The 17,268-nt window shown below is 32.7% G+C and carries 26 protein-coding genes; all 26 read right to left on the bottom strand.

All coding sequences use genetic code 11. The features are described 5' to 3' along the window. Positions 1 to 32: 32 nt before the first annotated feature. The 26 genes from GSH73_RS06645 to GSH73_RS06520 all read right to left on the bottom strand — a co-directional run bounded on the left by GSH73_RS06645 (position 33) and on the right by GSH73_RS06520 (position 17,246). Complete coding sequence (locus tag GSH73_RS06645) at positions 33 to 428, bottom strand: Asp23/Gls24 family envelope stress response protein (RefSeq protein ID WP_013787958.1); 396 nt, start codon at positions 426 to 428, stop codon at positions 33 to 35. A 58-nt stretch (positions 429 to 486) separates the two neighbouring features. Then, positions 487 to 1,044, bottom strand: coding sequence for a SpoIIIAH-like family protein (locus tag GSH73_RS06640; RefSeq protein ID WP_038068737.1), 558 nt, complete (start codon positions 1,042 to 1,044; stop codon positions 487 to 489). Between the two features lie 18 nt (positions 1,045 to 1,062). Further along, a complete protein-coding gene (gene spoIIIAG, locus GSH73_RS06635; protein ID WP_014758790.1) occupies positions 1,063 to 1,638 on the bottom strand; it encodes a stage III sporulation protein AG in 576 nt (191 codons plus the stop codon). A 20-nt stretch (positions 1,639 to 1,658) separates the two neighbouring features. Then, a complete protein-coding gene (gene spoIIIAF, locus GSH73_RS06630; RefSeq protein ID WP_014758791.1) occupies positions 1,659 to 2,243 on the bottom strand; it encodes a stage III sporulation protein AF in 585 nt (194 codons plus the stop codon). A gap of 12 nt (positions 2,244 to 2,255) precedes the next feature. Continuing rightward, complete coding sequence (gene spoIIIAE / locus GSH73_RS06625; protein ID WP_038068732.1) at positions 2,256 to 3,419, bottom strand: stage III sporulation protein AE; 1,164 nt, start codon at positions 3,417 to 3,419, stop codon at positions 2,256 to 2,258. A gap of 10 nt (positions 3,420 to 3,429) precedes the next feature. Next, a complete protein-coding gene (gene spoIIIAD / locus GSH73_RS06620; RefSeq protein WP_014758793.1) occupies positions 3,430 to 3,816 on the bottom strand; it encodes a stage III sporulation protein AD in 387 nt (128 codons plus the stop codon). Positions 3,817 to 3,845: 29 nt separating this feature from the next. Further along, positions 3,846 to 4,043: a stage III sporulation protein AC gene (spoIIIAC, locus tag GSH73_RS06615; RefSeq protein WP_013787952.1), complete on the bottom strand. Its 198-nt coding sequence runs from the start codon at positions 4,041 to 4,043 to the stop codon at positions 3,846 to 3,848. Between the two features lie 14 nt (positions 4,044 to 4,057). After that, positions 4,058 to 4,573 (bottom strand): stage III sporulation protein SpoIIIAB, encoded by a 516-nt coding sequence (gene spoIIIAB / locus GSH73_RS06610; RefSeq protein ID WP_014758794.1) that lies wholly within the window; start codon positions 4,571 to 4,573, stop codon positions 4,058 to 4,060. Then, positions 4,567 to 5,571 (bottom strand): stage III sporulation protein AA, encoded by a 1,005-nt coding sequence (gene spoIIIAA / locus GSH73_RS06605; RefSeq protein WP_014758795.1) that lies wholly within the window; start codon positions 5,569 to 5,571, stop codon positions 4,567 to 4,569. Before spoIIIAA ends, spoIIIAB begins: the two co-directional genes overlap by 7 nt. Positions 5,572 to 5,682: 111 nt before the next feature. Beyond that, positions 5,683 to 6,081 (bottom strand): CD1247 N-terminal domain-containing protein, encoded by a 399-nt coding sequence (locus GSH73_RS06600; RefSeq protein WP_014758796.1) that lies wholly within the window; start codon positions 6,079 to 6,081, stop codon positions 5,683 to 5,685. 45 nt (positions 6,082 to 6,126) lie between these two features. Next, positions 6,127 to 6,684 carry an elongation factor P gene (efp, locus tag GSH73_RS06595; RefSeq protein WP_013787948.1) on the bottom strand — a complete coding sequence of 186 codons (558 nt, stop codon included), beginning with the start codon at positions 6,682 to 6,684 and terminating at the stop codon, positions 6,127 to 6,129. Between the two features lie 21 nt (positions 6,685 to 6,705). Further along, positions 6,706 to 7,770: a M24 family metallopeptidase gene (locus GSH73_RS06590; protein ID WP_014758797.1), complete on the bottom strand. Its 1,065-nt coding sequence runs from the start codon at positions 7,768 to 7,770 to the stop codon at positions 6,706 to 6,708. Positions 7,771 to 7,774: 4 nt separating this feature from the next. Continuing rightward, entirely contained in the window at positions 7,775 to 8,221 is a 447-nt protein-coding gene (gene aroQ / locus GSH73_RS06585; protein WP_014758798.1) for a type II 3-dehydroquinate dehydratase, read from the bottom strand. A 22-nt stretch (positions 8,222 to 8,243) separates the two neighbouring features. Next, complete coding sequence (locus GSH73_RS06580) at positions 8,244 to 9,518, bottom strand: glutamate-5-semialdehyde dehydrogenase (RefSeq protein WP_267889041.1); 1,275 nt, start codon at positions 9,516 to 9,518, stop codon at positions 8,244 to 8,246. Between the two features lie 14 nt (positions 9,519 to 9,532). Continuing rightward, positions 9,533 to 10,627, bottom strand: a complete 1,095-nt coding sequence (proB, locus tag GSH73_RS06575) for a glutamate 5-kinase (protein ID WP_014758800.1) — start codon at positions 10,625 to 10,627, stop codon at positions 9,533 to 9,535. A gap of 20 nt (positions 10,628 to 10,647) precedes the next feature. After that, entirely contained in the window at positions 10,648 to 11,163 is a 516-nt protein-coding gene (locus tag GSH73_RS06570; protein ID WP_014758801.1) for a shikimate kinase, read from the bottom strand. 32 nt (positions 11,164 to 11,195) lie between these two features. Then, positions 11,196 to 11,987: a type IV pilus inner membrane component PilO gene (locus GSH73_RS06565; RefSeq protein ID WP_014758802.1), complete on the bottom strand. Its 792-nt coding sequence runs from the start codon at positions 11,985 to 11,987 to the stop codon at positions 11,196 to 11,198. A 4-nt stretch (positions 11,988 to 11,991) separates the two neighbouring features. Next, the gene (locus GSH73_RS06560; RefSeq protein ID WP_014758803.1) at positions 11,992 to 12,522 is read right to left on the bottom strand and encodes a PilN domain-containing protein; all 531 of its coding nucleotides are present in this window, start codon (positions 12,520 to 12,522) and stop codon (positions 11,992 to 11,994) included. Position 12,523: 1 nt separating this feature from the next. Then, positions 12,524 to 13,483 carry a pilus assembly protein PilM gene (gene pilM / locus GSH73_RS06555; RefSeq protein WP_014758804.1) on the bottom strand — a complete coding sequence of 320 codons (960 nt, stop codon included), beginning with the start codon at positions 13,481 to 13,483 and terminating at the stop codon, positions 12,524 to 12,526. Continuing rightward, positions 13,480 to 13,755, bottom strand: coding sequence for a late competence development ComFB family protein (locus GSH73_RS06550; protein ID WP_014758805.1), 276 nt, complete (start codon positions 13,753 to 13,755; stop codon positions 13,480 to 13,482). The genes pilM and GSH73_RS06550 overlap by 4 nt, the downstream gene beginning before the upstream one ends. A gap of 14 nt (positions 13,756 to 13,769) precedes the next feature. Next, positions 13,770 to 14,372: a hypothetical protein gene (locus GSH73_RS06545; protein ID WP_014758806.1), complete on the bottom strand. Its 603-nt coding sequence runs from the start codon at positions 14,370 to 14,372 to the stop codon at positions 13,770 to 13,772. 10 nt (positions 14,373 to 14,382) lie between these two features. Next, complete coding sequence (locus GSH73_RS06540; protein WP_014758807.1) at positions 14,383 to 14,847, bottom strand: prepilin-type N-terminal cleavage/methylation domain-containing protein; 465 nt, start codon at positions 14,845 to 14,847, stop codon at positions 14,383 to 14,385. Then, the gene (locus GSH73_RS06535; RefSeq protein ID WP_014758808.1) at positions 14,825 to 15,562 is read right to left on the bottom strand and encodes a prepilin-type N-terminal cleavage/methylation domain-containing protein; all 738 of its coding nucleotides are present in this window, start codon (positions 15,560 to 15,562) and stop codon (positions 14,825 to 14,827) included. Before GSH73_RS06535 ends, GSH73_RS06540 begins: the two co-directional genes overlap by 23 nt. Before the next feature lie 11 nt (positions 15,563 to 15,573). After that, positions 15,574 to 16,047: a prepilin-type N-terminal cleavage/methylation domain-containing protein gene (locus GSH73_RS06530; protein WP_014758809.1), complete on the bottom strand. Its 474-nt coding sequence runs from the start codon at positions 16,045 to 16,047 to the stop codon at positions 15,574 to 15,576. A 4-nt stretch (positions 16,048 to 16,051) separates the two neighbouring features. Further along, complete coding sequence (locus GSH73_RS06525) at positions 16,052 to 16,807, bottom strand: prepilin peptidase (protein ID WP_014758810.1); 756 nt, start codon at positions 16,805 to 16,807, stop codon at positions 16,052 to 16,054. A 49-nt stretch (positions 16,808 to 16,856) separates the two neighbouring features. Continuing rightward, the gene (locus tag GSH73_RS06520; RefSeq protein WP_014758811.1) at positions 16,857 to 17,246 is read right to left on the bottom strand and encodes a type II secretion system protein; all 390 of its coding nucleotides are present in this window, start codon (positions 17,244 to 17,246) and stop codon (positions 16,857 to 16,859) included. Positions 17,247 to 17,268 lie beyond the last annotated feature (22 nt).

Below are 17,268 nucleotides of genomic sequence, written 5' to 3'. Positions count from 1 at the left end.
AATTAACCCTCTGCATTAAGAGGGTTTAAATATCATTTATTTTCTTTTGGAGGTTCTTTGGATTTTTGTTCTTTTTCCATGTTTACTCCTTGAATATGTATGTTGACTTCTACAACTTTAAGTCCTGTCATTGTTTCTATTGCCTTCTTAACATTTTCTTGTACATTCCAAGCTATTTCAGGTATTCTGACACCATAGTCAACTACGATGTACAAATCAATGGCCGCTTCTTTTTCACCAACTTGTACCTTCACACCTTTTGATAAATTCTTTCGGCCTAACATTTCGGTTATTCCATTGACAACTCCACCACTCATTCCCGCGACACCAGGAACTTCTGTAGCAGCTAATCCCGCTATAACAGCAACAACATCATCTGATATTTTAATCGTTCCAAATTCAAGTTCTTGGCTTATATTTTCCTCCATAATAACACTTCCTTTCAATAGATATTATATCAGACAATCAAATATTTTACAATTATGACTAATTCATTCTATTCATTATTTTTATGTTATCGAGAGGAAAACCTGTTTGCTGAGATACAACATCTTGTATTTTTGCGACTTCCTGTGCCGATAATTTATCAGCTTGTACTATGACATTTGCAGTATTGTTGTCAATCAAAACTATGGCATCTTGAAATCCTTTTGCTTTAATCAAATTCTCTAATATCAATTCCTTTTGATTCGTCTCTGTCAATTTGATAATTTGTTTTTGAGCTTCATCCCGAGTTTCCTGGCTTGTATTCTTGTTATTTACTATTTCTTGCAATGCCTCTAAACTACGGCTTCTGTTAATATCTCTGTCCTGTCTATATGAAGCAAATAAACCACTGGATAATGTTGTTGTCGCTTCAGTCTGTTCATTGGCAGATGAGGAAGTGGAAACTTTGCTATTGTCTATCAATTGTGAATTTAAACTGTTTTTGCTTGAAGCATTTTTATTAATTCCATTTTGATAATTATAATTGATTACAAAAGCTATCGCTATAAGCAAGACCAATGATGCTATTGCTATAGATTTTTTCTTTAAATACATCATAATAGACCCTCCTAAATTTTATTTTGAAGATACGACTTTAACTTTATATGCAGGAATGCCTAATGCCGTCTCTACAGCCGTCATAAGTTCATATTGAACATTTGGATCTTTTGCACCATCAGCAACGACGACAACACCCCTTACCTCAGGCATCACTTTTTTTAATATCATTGGTTGATTTTCTCCACTGGTGTTTTGTGAAGTAACGATTTTATTATCCGTCTCACTTTGAATGGTTGTTCTCGTGCCTCCATTGCTGTCCTTTTCGTTGGTAGTGGTTTCTGATTGTACTGTATCCATAGCTGCTACTACTTCTTCATCAGAATCTAAAGTGACAAGCACATCTACATTGCCAGCTCCGTGGATTTTGGATAGTATTTCTTTTAATTCAGATTCCAATTTACTTGCATAATCCTCATTTGTAATTTGCGTTTCAACCATTTGTTTATCTGAACTTTTATTTGTTGGTTTAGGCTTAAAAAAGATGCTGGCCCCAATCAAGATAATCAAACCAATAATGAAAATTACAGTCAAATCTTGTATAGTCTTATTATCAGCTTTTAAAATTTTTTGCTTTAGTTTATTAAAATCCACAATTTTATCCCCCTTTCATTTTATCTTTCCTCTATAGTTATATTCTTTAATGGCACATTATAGAATTTACTTAAATCGTTTTTGATGTTATCAATTTCACTCGTTTTTTCATTTGCTTTACTCACCTCAATTGAAATATTTCCACTGTTGTTCGATGATTCATTCTTGTCATTAAAGATTGTTATCTTGATTTCTTTTACTAATCCAAAGCTCTTATCATTTAAATCATCAACTATTGATGATTCCACCTCTACATCTGAGGCATTTACCATAGATAATATTCTCTCTTTTATCTGATCATTTAGCCTTTTTTTATACTCATCGACTATAAGCTTATTTCTTTCCATCTCCGCTTGTTTGGTCATTCCACTTATGTCTACATTGTTATAGTTATACTCTTTTTCCAAAGCATTATTTATATTGATGCCGCTTTTAATAAATCCTAATACTGGATTTATTATTGCAATCATGATTGTTAGACCTATTACTACCTTTACGTATTTTTTCATGCTTGATGATGGTATCAAAAGTTCAAATATTATAGCTAATATTGAAATATATGCTATTTGAATTATCCAACTTTTTACTTCATCCAAGAAATCCATCCCCTTTGTAGCCTATCGCATCATGACGCTGATACTTGATGCGTTAATTACGGCTGTTATGGCTAAAAACATCATTACGGTTACAGATACTAATGCAGCGAATACATACGCCACAGATGTTGAAATATCAGACAAAAAATCGACTATTTTTTTGTCGGCAATGGGCTCCACAACTGCAGCAGAAAGTTTGTATATAATCATTACTGAAAATATCTTTATAATGGGTACTATAGCCATCAAAACTATGGCTATCAATCCAAAAGTGCTTATTGCACCCTTTATTAGAAGCGATGCACTCATAATTGTATCTATGCTGTCAGATAATATACTGCCGACAACCGGCAGAAATGCTCCTACTGCGTATTTAGTTGTCCGCGAAATGACTCCATCCGCTAAAGATGATGTAATGCCTTGGATCGTTAAAACACCTATAAAAATACTTAATAATATTGAAATTGACGCTGTACAAATTGTCTTAAATAAATCGGCAAGCTTATTTAAAGTAAATTTATCGGAAATTCGGCTTATTATCCTAATGGCTGTCATAAATAAAATTGCAGGAAGAATAAAATCCCTTATTTCCTTGGCTGTGAATTCAACAATCATCACCAATGCAGGTTGAAAAAAGGAAGCAGATACAAAAGCTCCAACTGAAGCCAACATGGTAATTAAAACTGGCAGTATTGCTTGCATAAAATTAACCATGCTATCTATCGCATCTTTGCCGATATTTAAGACGCTCATAAAACTTTTAATTGCAACTATAACTAAGACAATGTAGACAGCCATATGGGCTACTTGGCTTATGCCTCCATTTTCAAAAGAGTTTTCTAAATTAGTTAGTACAGCACCGATAATTGCTAATAGTATAAGCTGTATCAAGATTTCAACAGATGCTTTTACTTCATTGAAAAAAATATTTAATATACCATTAACAATGTTTTTAACACTAAAAGTCTCCTTTCCATTTAAAAGATTATACAAATATGTTTTAACGTCTGTTATCTGAAACACATTGCCATTCTTCTCATTTATTCCCTTGATCAATGAGTCAATTTGACTTGTATCTGCACTGCTTATTTGGCTGTACAAATCGTCTTTTGTGTCAGCGTAAATCTTCATTGGAAACATCGATACTATCGTCAATATAAAAATTAAACATAAAGTTTTTCTCACGTTTATCACCTCACGGCAGTATGGAGACAATAGTGTCCACCAATGCTATAATAATTGGGAGGGATAAAAAAATGATTATTATTTTCCCTGCCAATTCGATCTTTGTAGCTATATTTTTTTCATCTGCATCGTTAGAAATCTGCACTCCTAATTCTGCAATATATGCAACTCCTATTATTTTAAGAATTGTTTTTACGTAGATGCTGTTTATGCCGCTTTTATCCGCAATTGTGTTTAAAACGGTTATTATATTGCTGATTTTGGGAATAATGATAAAAAATATGAGTATGCTGGCAGATAAACTTATTATGATAGCGACATCTTCAAAATTCTCTCTAAACAGTGAAAGAATTATTACACATATGATACCAATTGCTACAATCTGAATGATTTCCATAAAAGATTTCCTTTCGTTTGTTAATATATTCAATACAACTGGAATATCGTTTTTACGGCAGTAAATAGATTGTTTATCATTGTAATTACCATCATCAATACCACTACTACTCCTGCCAATGTAACCATCATGGCTTGTTCTTCTCTCCCAGACCTTATAAGAATCTGATTAAGAACAGTAACTAAGATTCCGATTGCAGCAATTTTAAAAATTATATCTATGCTCAAAATCACTACCTCCTCTATAGAAATATGATAACTACAGCAATTCCTATCAATATGCCAAGGCTTTTATACAATCTTTCATTTTTTCTGCTTGACTCCTCAGCATCAGTAAGCTGTTTTTTTAATAATTCGGAAGCTAATTTGAAATTCTTTTCTTGATTATATATGTCTGAATTTCCGAGGCCTTTTCCGAACGATTTTAGTATTTTTATGTCATCCTGGCTTAAATTTATGTTTTCAACTTTATCAAGTGCAATTTCCCATGCTTCACCAGCCGTATACCCTTCATTTGAATTTAAAATTCGAGATACCAATAAAAAAAATCTTCCGACGCCTGATTCTGATGTCTCAGATAACTTTGCAAATGCTTCAGACAATGTTATTTGGCTGTAGGTTATTTCAGTTATAAGCAAGTTTAGGCTGGATAAAAAAGATCTTAATGTTTGTCGTCTTAATGTATATTTAAGTGCTTTCATATAACCTATCATGGCAGATGAAATTAGAACCAGAACCATTCCAACGATTTTCAGCATATTGTCTTACATTCCTTTCTATAAGGGCCTTTAAAAATCGCATTAAAATCTCTGTCAAGAATGGCTTCTATAGTACCTGCTCCTAATTTGCGGCTTAAAATCACATACCTATCAAACTCTCTATTATTTAACATTTCATCAATGTACTTTTTCCTCGCCACATCTTCTATGCCGTTTCCATGAACTGTCGTAATTATGCTTACTCCTGCATTAAGTGCTTCGTGAATAGACGATATATCCTCAACTTTACCTATTTCGTCAGTTATTATGACTTTTGGTGACATAGATCTTATCATCATTAAAATGCCAATATGTTTTGGACATAAATCCAGTACATCCGTCCGGTATCCAACATCGTTTTGCGGAATGCCTTTAAAACATGCAGCTATTTCTGATCTTTCATCTACAATTGATACCTTCTCTCCTTGGAAATTCAATTCAGGCATTCCATTGCTAATATTGCGAGCTATATCTCTTATAAGCGTTGTTTTACCACATTGTGGAGGTGAAATTATCAACGTGTTATTCACTACGTCTGGATATTTTACAATGTACCTCATTATTTCATCTGACGAACCGATACATTGCCGCATTATTCTGTAATTAAAGCCAGATATGTTTACAATTGTTTTTACAGATTCACCGTCGATGACACATTTACCACATATTCCTACTCTATATCCACCTTTTATCGTAATATATCCATTTCTAAGCTCATTCTCAAAAGCATATATGGATGATTTAGAAATAAGCTGCAATGCTTTTTCACAATCTTCATTTGTGACTATATACGCCAAATTTGGAGAATTAACTATATTTCCATCAGCAGATAAAAACCTTTCTTGATTATTCACGTAAACCATCAATGGTTTATCGATTCTAAGCCTTATTTCCTCCAATCCTTCCTTTAAATACTCATCTAACTTTATGATTATGTTTCTTATATTTAATGGTAAAGAATACAATAGATCATCGTAATTTTTGCTTTTGTTTATCATTACATGTCCCCCTCTCTACAAAAATTATATTTAGGAGTATAAATATTTATGAATAAAAAAATGCCCACTAAATAATTTAGTGAGCATTTTTACGCTATTTGATTTTAATAGCTATTCTTTGTCATCATCTTCATATATTATTACATCTTTTACGTTAACTGTCTCATTGCAATGGGGGCAAACAATTTCCGCGTCTTCATCGTCTAAAAGCTCATCTTCCACGCTCATAAGCATGTGACAGTTGGGACATTCAACTTCAACATAATCGTACTCATCATCAGATTCGTCATCGTATATTTCATCTTCTACTTCTGACAAATCTTCATCAATGGCACCTACATAATCATCAAGCTCTGATTGTGAGGCCTCAAGATCATTAATGGCATCTGCAAAGTCTTCCAGCGCATCAATGATGGCAATTAAAACTTTGCCTTCTTTTGATTTTTCGTCAATATCCAACCCATCTACTAAGCCTCTTAAATACGATATGCGCTCATACAAATACTCCATCTTACATACCTCCTCCTTTACTATTATTTTTTAAAAGGTGCAAAACTATACTCTTTCCAGATACTCTGATGTCCTCGTATCAATCTTTATAACATCACCTTGATTTACAAATAGCGGAACTTGAATGATGGCTCCTGTTTCAACTTTAGCAGGTTTCGAACCACCTGTTGCGGTATCACCTTTAAATCCAGGTTCCGTCTCAACAACTTCTAATTCTACAAAAGTAGGAGGTTCTACTGAAAAGGCCTCACCTTTATAGAATTTTATTGTTGCTATCATATTCTCTTTTAAAAATTTCATGGCATCTTCGACTTTTTCGTAATTCAAAGGAATCTGCTCGTATGTCTCAGTATCCATGAAGTAGTATAGATTGCCATCATTGTAAAGATACTGCATATCTTTTCTTTCTATGACTGCCTCATCAACTTTTTCAGTTGGGTTAAAAGTTCTCTCTACAACAGCACCTGTTATGACGTTTTTTAACCTTGTTCTGACGAAAGCAGCTCCTTTCCCAGGTTTTACGTGTTGAAAATCTACAACCGTAAAAACTTGACCATCAATGTCAATAGTCATCCCTTTTCTGAATTCTCCTGCTGATACCAATTAAAATCCCTCCATCATTAGTTAAACTTCAATTAATTCCTTTGGCGAATTTGTCAAATCTATAACGCCATCCTCTTTTAATAATACCATATCTTCTATTCTAACGCCAGAGAAATTAGGAATATATATCCCTGGTTCAACTGTAACAACCATTCCAGCTTTTAATAAATTTGTCTTCTTAGGACCCATAAAAGGATTTTCATGTATCTCTAATCCTACACCATGACCTAATGAATGACCAAAATAATCACCATAGCCTTTATCAATGATCACCTTTCTTGCAAGATAGTCACCATCTTTTTCTATCATTCCCGCTTTTAAATTGCTGATTGCATTCACCTGTGCTTCTAAAACTATATTGTATATTTCTCGCTGCTTGTCATTTGCTTTTCCAACGACAACAGTTCTTGTCATGTCAGAACAATACCCATTTACTTTGCAGCCATAATCGAATGTTACAAAATCGCCATATTCAACGATTTTATCAGAAGCTTTTCCATGTGGCATTGAAGATCTTTTGCCAGATGCAACTATAAAATCAAAAGATTTTTCTTCTGCACCAAGCTTTTTCATGTAATATTCCATCTCTAAAGCCACATCTTTTTCTTTCATGCCAGGCTTTATAAAATTCAAAAAGTATTTGAAGGTTTCATCTGTAATATACTGTGCCTTTTTGATATTTTCTATTTCTATTTCATCTTTTATCTCTCTTAAAGATTCCACAAAGCCATTTTCAGATTTCAGCTCTATTTGTAAAATGTCTTTCAATTTATTGTACTGTTCAAAAGTTATGTAGTTTCCTTCAAATCCAAGTCTATCAGCACCCATATTTGATATGCAATCTCTTATTGCTTCAAAAATATCTGATTTGTGTTCTACTATTTTAAAGTCTTTAACTTCATAGGAAGCCTGCTCAGTATACCTTGAGTCTGTGATAAAATATGACTCATTGAGACCTACAATAGCAACGCTATCGTCGCCTGTAAATCCAGTCAAATATGTGACATTTACGGGTTTAAAAATCAAAAAGCTATCTAATCCTTTTTCACTTAACAATTTTTTAGCTTCATTTAATCTGTTTTTCAAACTATCACTCCTTTAAATTGTCTTCTAATAATTTAACTGCATTTAAAGCCAAGACATAGCTAAAAGGTCCAAAACCTGATATTTGTCCAAGACATTTAGTAGCAGTCACAGAAACATGCCGAAAATCTTCCCTTTTTTGTATGTTTGAAAGATGCACCTCTATTACTGGTATATCTATAGCACCTATTGCATCCATTATTGCATAGCTATAATGTGAGTAAGCACCAGGATTTATTATTATGGCATCAAAATTATTCTTTGCAGAATGAATAAAATCTATGATCTCACCCTCGCTATTAGACTGCTGAATTTTGACAGCCAACTCAAGTTTCGAAGCTTCTCTCTTAATTATATTGTTTATTTCATCAAAACTTACCTCTCCGTAAATGCTTATCTCTCTGCTACCAGTCAGATTCAAATTCGGCCCATGTATAATAAGAACTCTCTTCATATTAAAAACCTCACTTTAAAATTTATTCTCTTATTTGACCATTTCCTAAAATTACATATTTGTATGTGGTCAATTCTTTAAGCCCCATGGGGCCTCTTGCATGCATTTTTTGTGTGCTAATGCCTATTTCTGCACCAAATCCAAACTCTCCTCCGTCAGTAAATCTTGTAGATGCATTTACATATACAGCTGCTGAATCAACTGCTTTCAAAAATTTCATTGCATTTGTATAGTTTTCTGTAATAATGCTTTCAGAATGACCAGAAGAATATTTAGCTATGTGGTCAATCGCTTCATCAATGCTTTCCACAACTTTAACAGCCAGTATCAAATCTAAGTACTCTGTTTTCCAATCGTCTTCAGTCGCTTCTTTTACATTAGGGCAGATGGATTTTGTCATATTGCAGCCTCGTATTTCTACCCCCAAAGATGCAAGTTTATCCACCATAACAGGCAAAAAATCTTCCGCCAAGTCTTTATGGATAAGAACTGTTTCAATAGCGTTACATACACCAGGTCTTTGAGTTTTAGCATTCACAATGATATTAATAGCCTTTTCCAAATCAGCATCTGAATCAACAAACACGTGACAATTTCCTACTCCAGTTTCAATAACAGGTACCGTTGAATTTTGTATAACATTTTGTATTAGATTTGCACCACCCCTTGGTATAATTAAATCTATCTTACCATTTAACTTCATCATGCGATTTACTTCTTCTCTGTCTGTATTCTCAATAAGTTGAATGGCTCCTTTTGGAATGCCGCATTCTTCTGCCGCGCTTGAAATAACCTTAACAATGGCTATATTGGAGTTTATTGCATCACTGCCACCTTTTAAAATAACTGCATTTCCTGATTTCAAGCATAACCCTGCAGCATCGGCTGTTACATTTGGCCTCGATTCGTAAATTATGCCTATGACTCCGATTGGGCAGCGCATTTTCCCGATTTGAAGACCATTGGGCCTTTTCCACATTTCTTCTATATTTCCAACAGGATCAGGAAGCATGGCTATCTCTCTAAGCCCATTTGCCATACCTTCTATTCGCTTTTCGTTTAACTTAAGCCTATCAATTAATGATTCCTTTACTCCCTTCGCCTTTGCAATCGAAACGTCTTTTTCATTTGCCTCTAATATTTCGCGCTTATTTTCCACAAGCTTCAAAGCCATATTTTTAAGCGCTTCATTTTTAATGTTTTCATCAAGAATTGCAAGTATCCTTGACGCCTTCTTGGCAGCATCGGCTTTTAAATCGACTTCCATATTTTTAGTCCTCCTTACACAACATTTTATTATACACTATTAAGTTAAACTATGACAACTAAATTGTCTCTGTGGACAACTTCATCGTAATTTTTATATCCTAAAACTTTGTCTATTTCAGTTGATTTTAAACCCTTTATTTTGCTAACTTCGTCAGATGTATAATTAATCAAACCTCTTGCAATCTCTTTTCCATGCTCATCATATATTGATACACAATCCCCTACAGAATATTCTCCATCAGTTGATATAATACCACTTGGCAATAAGCTTTTTCCATTTTCAAGTATGGCCTGTCTTGCCCCATCATCAATAGTCAGCTTACCTGATAATTGTGCATTGAACGCGATCCATACCTTTCTATTGCTGATAGGATTTTTAGCAGGCATAAAAACTGTCCCTATTCTTTCACCTGCTACAATCTTGTTTAAAACATTATCAAGCTTGCCATTGGCAATTACCATTTTGACACCTGAGTTGTAACAAATTTTTGCCGCTTGAATCTTCGTATACATACCACCTGTGCCAAAATCTGTGCCAGAGCCACCAGCAATTTCAAAAAGCGCATCAGAAAAATCATAAACTACATCTATCAGCTTAGCTCCATCTGCTTTAGGATCTCTATCATATAGCCCATCAATATCAGTCAATATAATTAAAAGATCCGCTTCTACAATGCTTGCTACAAGTGCTGATAGAGTATCATTGTCACCTATTTTTATTTCATCTACAGTAACAGTATCATTTTCATTTATGATTGGAACTACATTATACCTTAATAAGTTTGATAATGTATAGCTTATGTTTAAGTACCTTTCTCTTATAGAAAAATCGTCCTTTGTAAGTAAAAGCTGAGCTGTAGTCTTCCCATATTCATTAAAAAATTTTTCATATAGTCCAATCAGCAATCCTTGTCCAATTGCCGCCAACGATTGTTTTTCCGGTAGTGTCTTAGGTCTTTTCAAAATATTTAGTTTTCCCATTCCAGCTCCAATTGCACCAGATGTCACAAGAACAACTTTATCGCCTTTGTTTTGCAAATTAGATATTTGACGTACAATTTTTTCCATCATTTCTAAATTCAATTTTCCGTTTTCATAAGTCAATGTGCTTGTTCCGACTTTTACGACAATTTTCATATTCATCTGCCCTCGACTTTTTATCTTGTTTTTAATTTCGAATATACATCTACTACTGTCAAAGCCACATCATTTATAGACATATTTGAAACATCAATAGTATAATCTGCAAATTCATAATAGTGCTGTCTTTCTGCTAAAAGAGCTTTTATCTTTTCATAAACGTCACCAGTAGCAAGTATTGGTCTTTTGTCATTATCTCCAATATTTCTCAAAATTACCTCTGGATTTGCCTTTAAGCATATAACTACGCCATGTTTTCTCAATTGTACTATATTAGAAGGATTTAATACAACACCACCACCAGTCGATATGACATGATTTTTTAATCTGGAAGCTCTTGCAACAGCAATTTTTTCAATTCCTCTAAAATATTTTTCACCGTATTTATCAAAAATTTCCGGAATCTTCATGCCAGAAATTTTTTCAATCAAATCATCAGTATCAATAAAGCTGAAGCTTAAAATATCAGCAACTCTTTTGCCAACAACTGTCTTTCCTGTAGCCATAAATCCGGTTAATGCGATGTTCTTCATTAAAATTTTATCCTCCAATACGCATAACTTTCTTACTGCTTATTTGCTGCTGTAGGTGGTGCAATTTTAGAAACATTATTTATTGCACTGTTTATACTATCTGAAATAATTTTGTTTATGTCAATTCCTTGCAAAGAATTCTGATTGTTTGAATTAACGTTTGTATTTTGATTTTCTTTATTCGCTTCAACTAATGATTTAAAAGGATCACTTTTCCCACTTTCCTCAAATGGATTCAAATTGCTTCCACCCTTTTTGCTCATGGAATATATCGCAATATCTATATTTAACAGTAAATTATTAGATTCATTATCTTTACTTATCTCAAATGATTTTATATTGCTAAGCCTTTGCATTGATTGTAGTTCTTCAATAAAACTCGATAATTTTGAATAGTCGCCTGCAACTTTTATATTGACAGGAATCTCTACATATTTTGTCTTGCTGGTTTTGTTATTATTTGTTTGATTTTCAGGACTCTGCGATTGATTATCGGTTGAATTAAAATTCAACTCTTCAAAATTTACACCAGTCTTTGCGATTGCATCATCAAGCAAAACTACAAAGCTTTCAATATTTTCATTGTCAGGAAGTTCTTCATTGCATGTTTCAATTTGCCTATCAAGCTCTGATAAACGGTTTTTCATTTTATCTACACTTAATGTATTGTAATCATTCACCTCTGTCTGTAACGTCATGATGTCATGTCTTAATTTATCTACTATTGCCAGTTGTTTTGTTAAAACAAACTGATAATATAAGCCAACGAAGGCGACAATAAACAATACCCCTATTAGCATTTTTTCTCTCGTGGTCAGTTTCATATAATTATACCACCTTAATCTTAATTTGCAAAGTATATTGAATCAAACCGTTATCAGATTTTTTTGTATCTAAGAGATCAACATCATCTACATATTTTAACTTTCTCAGATTCATCATGAAATCAGATAAGTATTTATTCATATAAGAATCGCCTGTTATTTCTAACATACTTCCATTAAATTTTATGTCCGTTATTGAAACATTTTCTGGAATATTAGACGAAATATCATTGAGCATTTCCGTCATGTTCAATTTTTTATTAGACAAATCTTTTATTATTTTTTCTTTTTCTGAATAATAATCTTCTTTACTTTTAATAGTTGAATACATATCTTTCTTTGCTTTTAAACTGCTTAATTGGATGTTTAAAGCAGACTTTTGCTTTTCTAAATTGTTGATATACATATTTGGCAAAAGTAAAATAAAAATAAGCGCAAAAGTCGCAATCAAAACGCCTATCATGGCAACGGTATTCTTTTTCCTTTTTTCGTCAAGTAATTTTATCTCATCGGGTATAAGATTAATATCTTTCAAATTACTCCCCCCTAATCAAAGAGCCAAATGCAGGCATAAAATATGTATATAGATCGTCATCATTGCCTGAAACAGGTATTTTAAAATAATCTTCTATATATCTTTTAAGCCCCGTAAGCCTTGACGTTCCGCCAATTAGAAAAATTTCGTTTATGCTTTTATGGTAAGATGATTCAAAAAAATCAAAAACCCTCGATATTTCACTCAATTTAATGCTTACATATTTCTCTGTATTCTCTCTAAGACTCGCATAATTTTCATCATCTATAAAAAAAGGTTTTCCCCTTTTATATTCTTCAGCAGTTTTAAAATCTGTATTAAACATATTGGCAATTATTTCATTTATATCATTTCCTCCGAATTTTACTATTCTGCTAAATGCATATTTGCCTTCATTTATTATCGTAATATCTGCATACTCTGCACCAATATTAATCACCGATACACTTCCTGTTGGTTTACATAATTTTTTTATCGACTTATAAATGCAATTGCTATATATATCTATGATTTCCAATCTCAATTTCAATGTTTTAGCTAAGTTCAAATACCCTGAAATCATTTCTTTCGGTGCTGCCACAATAATTGTCCTTATCTTTTTATCATCTTCATCATGCCCAATTTGCTTATAATCAACAACATAGTCGTCTGAATTAGGTATATACTGAACAATTTCATATTTTAAGGCATTCTTTAATTCATCATCTTTCATAAATGGCATTACTATTTCTCTAATTATTATATCTGTGCTTGAAATGCAAAAGGATAGCTTCTTTTCCTTTGCAAATTTCTTCTTTAATATTTCATTAAGGAAATCAGATAATACATTTATATCGCTCAAATATCCATTTCTAATGCAATTTTGAGGTGTTCTTTCTATCACCATATTATTTAATTTATCATTTTTTTTATCGCAACTGCCAATCTTAGTGTAAAAGCTGCCTATATCAATGCCTATCATTTAATATCCTCTCCATGGCGCCTATGTTGATTAACGTAAAAAGCTGATCTTGTGATTTGACTAATGATATCTACCTCAAATTGCCTTTTTAATTCATTGACTTTTGTATACACCTCACCTTTTTCTGTGTCGTAATATTTAGGAGGCAAATTGTTTAGGGTTAATGCCATTATATCGAGTTTACATTTATCGCACTTGCATACATCTAAATCTTTTAATACATTATCAATGACATCTTTCACTGCTTCTTCCATAAAATTTTTTAACTCCATTTATCATCTCTCCTTTAGCTTGATGGTGGTGTATTATCGATAACCCAACTGCTTATTGAAATTGGATTGCCAGATTTATTTAAATCAAGAACAATAAAAGCATGACCGTATCTTTTTAAATTTTTAAAATTTCCTATAGTTTCTATTCTTATTGTATACTTAGGCAAAATATTTGTCCCGTCAAAAGGCTGAAAATCAGTTATTTTAATATATGAAATAGTTACAGAGATCGTATTTTTATCATCTAAATAAAATTGATAATTTTGATACGCATTAAAAACATTGTTTTCAAGATATTGCCTAACTGCCTGATATATCGCTTCATACATAACCTCTTTTGGAACTGTTTGAGGAGGAATCAAAGAATTATATTCATTTATTAATGTATTAGCTGTATTATTTATCAAATTATTTAAATTATCAAATAAACTTTTATTAAACACACCCTTTGCTGTGTCTAATCCAGCCTCTGCAGCATTATCTACTGTGATTGAATTGCCATATGCATAAGAAGTTTTGTATTCAAATAAAGAGATATCTAAAATAGACAACGCAAGCACAGACAATATAAGTATTATAATCAAAGTGAATATTAAGGCAGAACCTTTATCATTCATTAAAATTATTTCACTTCCTTAAGTATATATCTGACTCCAATGTAATCTTACCGGTACCATCGCTTTTCTGACCAACTATTTTAACATTAATAATAGTTCCATCAGTAGAAGGAGTAACAGAAAAATCATATATATTTGTAGCTATTTCGTTTCCATTGTTTAAATAATCAAACAGCTTATGTAATTGACTATTGTAGAGAATAATGTTTTTATCATCGATTTTTATTCCTGTATATCCATTAATGCTATAAGGAGCAATTTTACTCTTATCAGAACATTGATTAACCTTATTCATAATGTACGTCATAGCATATCTAACATTCTGTTCTACATCAGAATTATTAACAACATTTGAGTATGTTTTATATCCAGAATAATACAATGTGGCATATATCGACACTATCAAGCCTATTAAGGATAATACAACCAAAAGTTCAATTAACGTAAAACCTTTATTTCCATTTCGTAGGATCAAATAACCATCTCCAGTCGAAATTTGGATCCCACCACTGCAATGCTGGTGGAAAGTTTATATTCCTAATTTTAGCAGATATCTCATCTGCAATTGTCTTTAAAGTATAGCCATCTTTCAATATATACGGAAAATTAAATATTTTCCAAATATCAATAGCATCAAAAATAGCCCCAAACACTGTGCCAAATGCACTAATTAAATCCAATTTTACAATAGGATATAAGAATAATAATGCAGCTAATGCACCCCACGCAAAAACAGTAAATATATTAGATATATCTCTATAATTAATAGTACTTCCACCTGGGATATTAACAGTCGGTGGTGTGTATGCAGTAACATTTGTTGCTGGTGCAACTACGTAAAGCGTATATACTAAATTGGTCTTGTACCGATAATTGACTTGAAACTTATATTTCATAAGTCCATTTCCGATAGATTGAGGATTTTCAGGCACAGATAAATAATATCCCTCTTGAATTTCTGGAAATACTTTTTTTTGTAAATCGTCGTTATTCTTTATATTTCCCGCCTTTATGTCCTCCGCAATACTTTGTGCAATAGTAGCTTCTTTTGTTCTGATTTTGGAATCTGCATTTGTAATTACTGATTCATGAAAAACGCCTAAAAGAGGTATAGCCGCAATCGAAAATAGCGCTATTGCTACAAGAACTTCAATAAGTGTCATGCCCAATGCATTTTTTAAATATTTCAACTTGCTTCACCTCAATAATTCCCTTTTATCATTACTCTTCCTGTAGCAGGCAAAACGGTTATGTCTAACCTCTTGTTTGAATTTAATAAGCTTATAGTACAGCCACCAGGTATTGGAGCACCTTGATTTGAAAATGATATTTTTAAAATATTTTCTGGAATATTCCAATATATATTGATACCATCAGGTAATTTTTTTGTCTTTATTCTTTTAACCATTGTACCAGGCTTATATATGCTGTATTCTTTGTGGTCCGATTGTAGCATTAAATACAAGCTTTCATTTTCATAGATATTTTTATACTGGACATACCTTATATCGCTTATAAGCTCATATGCCACCATTCTTAAACGCATTTCCGAAGTTTTTGCATTGAAAAAGTCTGTCTTTGGAACTGCCATCAATACGATAATAGAAAATATCGACACTACCGTTATCAACTCTATCAAAGTCAATCCATTTTCATCTGTTTTTACACAACGCATTGTTTCAACCTCTTATAAGTTTTATATACAGGTTCAACAAATCATATCCATATAAAATAGAAATCACACAACCAATGCTTATATAGGGCCCAAAAGGTATGTAATCTTTTCTCGTCTTAATTTTAAACAAAATCAAGGCGACACCACCAATAGCACCTAATACAACTGCCAGAAAAAGCGTTGATACAGTGAGTTTCCATCCTACAAAAAGTCCGATCATAGCCATAAGCTTTATATCTCCGCCACCCATACCACCTCCTGACAATAAAGATATTAAAAGAAGCACTCCACCGCCAACTAAAAAGCCTACAATATAGTCCCATACGCCGTAATTAATCGTAATCAACCTAAATGATGCTCCAACTATCAATCCTATCAATATTATTTTGTTTGGTATTATCTTATGTTCCATATCTATAAACGATATGACAATCAATAATGACGCCAAAAATGCATATGACAGCGACTTTATGGATATTCCAAAATATACAAATAAAATAAGATATATAAGTCCTGTTAAAAGCTCAACAATAGGATATCTTATGGAAATTCTATTTCCACAATACCTGCATTTGCCTCTTAAGACAATATAACTTACTATAGGAATCAAATCATAAGGCTTTAACTCATGTTGACAATTTGCACAATGTGATGGAGGATATACGATTGACTCATTCCTGGGGACCCTGTATATGACTGCATTTAGAAAACTACCAATTATTGTGCCAAATATAAAAACAAGTACGTATAGAATAAACATTTCTGCCTCCTTAATATAGGTATGTGCGGGCACCAATGGTGCCCGAAAATTACTGAATTATTTCATATTTAACTGAAGCTAAAGTGCTTCCATTGGGCCCAATAGACACATTTACAACATTATTGGTTGTATCTACATTAATTACAAAACCATTTGTTTTATCAGATTGTGGTGTAGGTTGTGCATCTAAATACTTATTCTGAACTAATTTGGTAAAAGTCACGTTCGTATCTCCAGTATCTGTTATGTATCTGGCTGCCGCTTCTGCAATGGTTTGTGCCGTTGCTTTATCAGCATTAACTTTCGCCTGATTTAGAGTACCTGTATATCTTGGTACTGCGATTGCTGCGAGTATTCCAAGTATTGCTATTACTACAATCAATTCAATCAATGTAAAACCTTTTTCATCTTTATTTAATGCCTTCACGAACCATGCCATTTTTTCACCCCCTTCCCATAAT

The organism is Thermoanaerobacterium aotearoense (assembly GCF_009905255.1).
Taxonomy (GTDB): Bacteria; Bacillota; Thermoanaerobacteria; order Thermoanaerobacterales; family Thermoanaerobacteraceae; genus Thermoanaerobacterium; species Thermoanaerobacterium aotearoense.
This window is presented reverse-complemented; position numbering and strand designations above follow the sequence as displayed.